Here is a 7,176-nt window from a genome sequence, read left to right as displayed (position 1 = left end):
GTTTTGACGGTCGGGATGCAGGAGACCGTGGAGGACGCGGGCCGTGAGGCGGCGGTCCTCGGGTCGCTGCGCCGCAATGAGGGTGGCCTGGAACGCTTCTGGTCGTCGCTGGCCGAGGCCTACGTCCGTGGTGCGGTCGTGGACTGGGACGCGGTGTTCGCCGGTACGGGAGCCCGGCGTGTGGACCTGCCCACCTACGCCTTCCAGCAGGAGCACTTCTGGCTCGAAAGCGGCACCCCCTCGGACCCCGAGGCCGCCGCGTACCCGGTCGGCGCCGCCGACGCCCGGTTCTGGGAAGCCGTCGACGCACACGACGTGGCCGCCCTCACTGCCGAACTGGACGTCGACGCCGACGAGGCGCTCACCGCGCTGCTCCCCGCGCTGTCCTCGTGGCGGCGCCAGAGCCATGAGCGGTCCACCGTCGACGGCTGGCGCTACCGGATCACCTGGAAGCCGGCCCCCGAGCCCGCCTCCGTACCCCGACTCTCCGGCACCTGGCTGATCGCGGTGCCCGAGGCCCCGACCGACGCCGAGCCGACGGAAGCCGTCCTGCGCACGCTCGCCGAACACGGCGCGGACGTACGACGGATCGCCGTGCCCCGCACCGACGACTCCCGCGCCGAGCTGGCCGGGCGGATCCGAGCGGCGCTCGCCGACAGCACTTCGGTGACGGGCGTGCTGTCGCTCGTGACGTCCACCGGCGCCGACGCGGCGCCCGGTGTGATCGACACCCTCTCCCTCGTGCAGGCCCTCGGCGACACCGAGGTGAACGCACCGCTGTGGTGCGTCACCCGAGCCGCGGTGTCGGTGGCCCGCTCCGAGCCGCGGATCGATCCCTCGCAGGCCCCGGTCTGGGGCCTCGGCCGGGTGGTGGCGCTGGAGCACGGCGAGCGTTGGGGCGGTCTGGTCGACCTGCCGTCCGTGGCCGACGAGCGGAGCCTGTCGCGGCTCGTGGGCGTGTTGGCCGGTGACGGTGCGGAGGACCAGGTGGCCGTGCGGGCTTCCGGGGTGTTCGTGCGTCGTCTGGTGCGGGCGCGGCTGGCCGAGACGCCGGTCGTGCGTGAGTGGCGGCCCGCCGGTACGACGCTGGTGACGGGGGGTACGGGTGCGCTCGGTGCGCACGTCGCCCGTTGGCTGGCGTCGAACGGTGCCGAGCACCTGGTCCTGACCAGCCGTCGTGGTCCGGACGCGCCCGGTGCCGTCGGTCTCCGTGAGGAGTTGACGGCCCTCGGCGCGGAGGTGACGATCGCCGCCTGCGACGTCGGTGACGGCGACCAGCTCGCGGCCCTCCTGACCTCCGTACCGGCCGACCGGCCGCTCACCGCGGTCGTGCACACGGCGGCCGTCCTGGACGACGGGGTCATCGAGGCGCTCACCCCCGAGCAGATCGAACGGGTCCTGCGGGTGAAGGTCGATGCCACGCGGAACCTGCACGAGCTGACCCGTCACCTGGACCTTTCGGCGTTCGTCCTCTTCTCCTCCTTCGCCGCCACCTTCGGCGCCCCCGGCCAGGGCAACTACGCGCCCGGCAACGCGTTCCTCGACGCCTTCGCCGAATACCGGCGGGCCGAAGGCCTGCCCACCACCTCCCTCGCCTGGGGCCCCTGGGGTGACGGAGGCATGGCCGAAGGCGCCGTCGGCGACCGGATGCGTCGCCACGGCGTCATCGAGATGGACCCCGCACGGGCCGTCAGCGCGCTCCAGTACGCCCTGGACCGTGACGAGACCACCCTGACCGTCGCCGACATGGAGTGGAAGCGCTTCGTACTCGCCTTCACCTCGGGCCGCGCCCGGCCCCTGCTGCACGACCTGCCCGAGGCGCGACAGGCGGCGGAGGCCACCGGCGCCGACACCACGGAGGACACCGGCAACGCCGCCGTGCTCCTGCGCCGGCTCGCCGGACAGTCCGAGGCCGAGCAGGAACGCCTGCTGCTGGAACTCGTCCGGACGGCCGTCGCCGCGGTACTCGGCTACGCCGGGCCCGACGCCGTCGAGGCCGGCCGGGCGTTCAAGGAACTCGGCTTCGACTCCCTCACCTCCGTCGAACTGCGCAACCGCCTCGGCGCCGCCGCCGGGCTCAAGCTGCCGCCCACCCTCGTCTTCGACCACCCGACGCCGACCGTCCTGGCCCGGCACCTGCGGGCCGAGCTCGGCGGCCGGGACGCGAAGGACACCGCGACCGCCCGGACGGTCACCGGCCCCACCGCCGGAGCGGACGCCGAACCGATCGCCGTCGTCGCGATGAGCTGCCGCTTCCCCGGTGGCGTCCGCAGTCCCGAGGAACTGTGGCAACTGCTGGCCTCCGGCGGCGACGCCCTCTCCCGGTTCCCCGTCGACCGCGGCTGGGACGTCGAGGCGCTGTACGACCCCGACCCCAACGCCCAGGGCACCTCCTACACCCGCGAGGGCGGCTTCCTCACCGACGCGGCCTCCTTCGACCCGGCGTTCTTCGGGATCTCCCCTCGCGAGGCCATGGCGATGGACCCGCAGCAGCGGCTGCTCCTGGAAACCTCGTGGGAGACGTTCGAGCGGGCCGGCATCGATCCGGAGACCCTGCGCGGCAGCCAGTCCGGCGTGTTCGTCGGGACCAACGGCTCCGATTACTCGCACCTCGTGCGCGGCGCCTCCGAGGGCCTCGAAGGACACCTGGCCACCGGCAGCGCGGGCAGCGTCGTCTCCGGCCGGCTGTCCTACACGTTCGGCCTCGAAGGCCCCGCCGTCACCGTCGACACGGCATGCTCGGCCTCGCTCGTCGCGCTGCACCTCGCGGTGCAGGCCCTGCGGTCGGGGGAGTGCTCCATGGCCCTGGCCGGCGGTGTGACCGTCATGTCCACACCCGGCACCTTCATCGAGTTCAGCCGCCAGCGCGGCCTGTCCACCGACGGCCGCTGCAAGGCGTTCTCCTCCGACGCCGACGGCTTCAGCCCCGCCGAGGGCGTCGGAATGCTCCTCGTCGAACGCCTCTCCGACGCACGGCGCCACGGACACCCCGTACTGGCCGTGATCCGCGGTACCGCCATCAACCAGGACGGCGCGAGCAACGGCCTGACGGCCCCGAACGGTCCGTCCCAGCAGCGCGTCATCCGCCAGGCCCTGGCCAACGCGGGTGTGTCCGCCGCCGAGGTCGACGTGGTCGAGGCGCACGGCACCGGTACGACCCTCGGCGACCCGATCGAGGCCCAGGCCCTCCTCGCCACCTACGGCCAGGACCGGCCCGAGGGCAGGCCGCTGCTGCTCGGCTCGATCAAGTCCAACATCGGCCACGCCCAGGCCGCCGCGGGCGTCGCCGGCGTGATGAAGGTCGTGCTGTCCATGCAGCACGGCGTACTGCCGCAGAGCATCCACATCGCCGACCCCACCCCGCACGTCGACTGGAGCGAGGGCGAGGTCACCCTGCTGACCGAGCAGCGGGCGTGGCCCGAGACCGGCGACCGACCCTGGCGCGCGGGTGTTTCGTCGTTCGGATTCAGCGGGACGAACGCCCATGCCATCATCGAGCAGGCCCCGGCCGTACCGGGGTCCGACGAGCAGGGAACCCCTGTCCCGCCGGCCCCCCACCCCCTACTGACCACGACGACCCCGGACGCCGACGACTCCGGTCGGCCGGCCCCACTGCCCTGGCCCCTCACGGCCAAGACGGAAAAGGCGCTCCACGCCCAGGCGGACCGCCTGCTGAACCACCTCTCCACCCGCCCTGACCTGCGCACCGGCGACATCGGCCACTCCCTCGCCACCACCCGCACCGCCCACGACCGCCGTGCGGTACTGATCGGCCGGGACCGGGAGGAACACCTGGCGGGCCTGGCCACCCTGGCCGCGGGAGGCACCGCACCCCTGCTCGTCCAGGGGTCGGTCATCGGGGGCAGGACCGCCTTCGTCTTCCCCGGACAGGGGTCGCAATGGGTGGGAATGGCGGAAGCGCTGTTGGACGCTTCACCTGTGTTTGCAGCCCGGGTGGACGAATGTGCGACGGCGCTGGAGCCCTTCACCGACTGGTCGTTGGTGGACGTGCTCCGGGCCGCCGACGGCGCGCCCTCCCTCGACCGGGTGGACGTGGTTCAACCGGCTCTGTTCGCGGTGATGGTGTCGCTTGCGGACGTGTGGCGGGCGGCGGGTGTGCGTCCGGGTGCGGTGATCGGGCATTCGCAGGGTGAGATCGCTGCCGCGTGTGTGGCGGGGATCCTGTCCCTTGAGGACGCTGCTCGGGTGGTGGCTCTACGGAGTCAGGCCATCGGTCGGGTGCTGGCGGGTCTGGGTGGCATGGTGTCGGTGCCGTTGCCGGCCAAGGATGTTCGTGAGCGGATCGCCCCGTGGGGTGAGGCCCGTATTTCGGTGGCTGCGGTCAACGGTCCGTCGTCGGTGGTCGTCTCGGGTGAGGTTGAGGCTCTGGACGAGCTGTTGGCCGCCTGCGAGGTGGACGGGGTTCGTGCCAAGCGGATCGCGGTCGACTACGCCTCGCATTCCGCTCAGGTGGACCTTTTGAAGGACGAGCTCGCCGAGTTGCTCGCTCCGATCGTTCCGCGAGTGGCGCAGGTGCCGTTCCTGTCGACCGTGACCGGTGAGTGGGTGAACGGGTCCGAGTTGGATGCCGGGTACTGGTTCCGCAACCTTCGCCGGACGGTGGAGTTGGAGGAAGCCACCCGTACGCTCCTTGATCAGGGTTTCGGTGTGTTCGTCGAGTCCAGCCCGCACCCCGTTTTGACGGTCGGGATGCAGGAGACCGTGGAGGACGCGGGCCGTGAGGCGGCGGTCCTCGGGTCATTGCGCCGCAATGAGGGTGGCCTGGAGCGGTTCTGGTTGTCCCTCGGTGAGGCGTGGGTGCGGGGTGTGACCGTCGACTGGGACGCGGTGTTCGCCGGTACGGGAGCCCGGCGTGTGGACCTGCCCACCTACGCCTTCCAGGCGCAGCGGTTCTGGCCCGAGGCCGCCCCCGTCGAGGTGGGGGAGCAGGCTGCGGAGAGCGTTGTCGACGCCCGGTTCTGGGACGCCGTCGAACGCGAGGACCTCGCCGCGCTCACCGCCGAGCTGCGCATCGAAGGCGACCAACCGCTGACCGCGTTGCTCCCCGCGCTGTCGTCCTGGCGGCGCGAGAACCGGGAACAGTCCACGGTCGACGGCTGGCGCTACCGCGTCACCTGGAAGCCGCTCGCCGAAGCCACCACCACCCGACTGTCGGGGACCTGGCTGGTCGTCGTGCCCGAGGCTCCGGCCGGGCCGGCCGGGGACACGGTCGCCGGTGTGCTGCGTACGCTCGCCGAGCGCGGCGCGGAGGTCCGTACGGTCACCGTCGCCACCGGCACGGCCGACCGGGACGCGCTCGCCACCGCCCTGAAGGGCATCACCGACGGGGCGGACGAACCCGCCGGGGTCCTCTCCCTCCTCGCCCTCGCCGACGGCACCGACGGCACCGCACTGCACGGGCACACAGGACTGCTGGCCACCGCCGCACTCGTCCAGGCCCTCGGTGACACCGAGGTGTCCGCACCCCTGTGGTGCGTGACCCGCGGCGCCGTCGCCGTCGCCCCGTCCGAGCGCCTCCAGGACCCGGCGCAGGCCCTCCTTTGGGGCTTCGGACGTACGGCCGCGCTGGAGTTCCCCGACCGCTGGGGCGGTCTCCTCGACCTGCCCGCGCAGGCCGACGGACGGACCCTGGAACGGCTCGTCGGGATCCTCGCCGGGGACGGCACCGAGGACCAGGTGGCCGTCCGGGCCGCAGGACCGTACGGACGCCGCCTCGCCCACGCCCCCCTCGCGGACGCGCCCGTCGCCCCCGCCTGGAAGCCGCACGGCACGACCCTGGTCACCGGCGGTACGGGCGCGCTCGGCGCGCACGTCGCCCGCTGGCTCGCCGAGAACGGCGCCGAGCACCTGCTCCTCACCAGCCGCCGCGGCGCCGACGCCCCCGGCGCGACCGAACTGCGGGACGAACTCACCGCGCTCGGCACCGAGGTCACCCTCGCCGCCTGCGACATGGCCGACCGTGACGCGGTCACCGACCTCCTCGCCGCCGTGCCGCGGAGCCGGCCGCTCACCGCCGTCGTGCACACCGCGGGCGTCCTCGACGACGGAGTCATCGACGGACTCACCCCCGAAAGGTTCGCGACGGTACTCGCCCCCAAGGCGGACGCGGCGCTCACCCTCCACGAACTGACCCGGAACCTCGACCTGTCGGCGTTCGTCCTGTTCTCCGGCGTCGCCGGCACCCTCGGTGACGCGGGACAGGGCAACTACGCCGCCGCCAACTCCTACCTCGACGCCCTCGCCGAGCAGCGGCACGCCGACGGCCTGCCCGCGACCTCCGTCGCCTGGGGCCGGTGGGGCGACAGCGGACTGGCCGCCGGCGGCGCCATCGGGGAACGCCTCGACCGCGGCGGCGTGCCCGCCATGGCGCCGCGCTCCGCGATCCGCGCGCTCCAGCAGGCCCTCGACCACGGCGAGCCGGCCGTCGCCGTCGCAGACATCCAGTGGGAACGGTTCACGCCCGGCTACACCGCCGTACGACCCAGCCCGTTCCTCGCCGACCTGCCGGAGGTGCGTCGGCTCGTACAGGCCGCGCCGGCCGGCGGAGCGGACGCGGACGCCGCAGGGGCTCCCGGCGAGGCGCTGCGCCGACGCCTGTCGGTGATGACGCGGGCCGAACAGGCCCTGGCCGTCCTGGAGCTGGTCCGTACCCACGCGGCGACCGCGCTCGGGCACGCCGGTACCGACGAGGTGGGTGCCGGTCGCGCCTTCAAGGAGCTCGGCTTCGACTCCCTGATCGCGCTGGAACTGCGCAACCGCCTCAACGCCGCCACCGGACTGAAACTCCCGGCCACGCTGGTCTTCGACCACCCGACCCCGGCGGTCCTCGCCGAGTTCCTACGGGCGGAGATCGTGCAGGACGGCAGCGCCGCCGCCGCGCCCGGCATCGCGGAACTGGAGAAGCTCGAATCCGCGCTCTCCGTCCTCGATCCCGACGGCGGTACGCGCGCCGACATCGCCTCGCGCCTCCAGGCACTCCTGGCGAAATGGGGTGAACCCCAGGCCCAATCGAGCGGCGAGGCCGTGGCCGAGAAACTCCAGGAAGCCACGCCCGACGAGCTCTTCGACTTCATCGAGAACGAGCTCGGTATCTAGCACAGCGGACAGCAGGCAGTAACAGCACGAGGGTTTGTGACGAGCATGGGTGAGGTTCCA

1 protein-coding gene is annotated in these 7,176 nt (G+C 72.9%); it reads left to right on the top strand.

Annotated elements, in window-relative coordinates; translation table 11 throughout:
• Positions 1 to 7,116 (top strand): type I polyketide synthase (locus ACFVS6_RS35740; protein WP_389710670.1); only part of this gene is annotated, 7,116 nt, incomplete at its 5' end.
• Positions 7,117 to 7,176: the final 60 nt, after the last annotated feature.

The sequence above is a fragment of the Streptomyces sp. NPDC057939 genome (assembly GCF_042887545.1).
Classification (GTDB): Bacteria; Actinomycetota; Actinomycetes; order Streptomycetales; family Streptomycetaceae; genus Streptomyces.
This window is presented reverse-complemented; position numbering and strand designations above follow the sequence as displayed.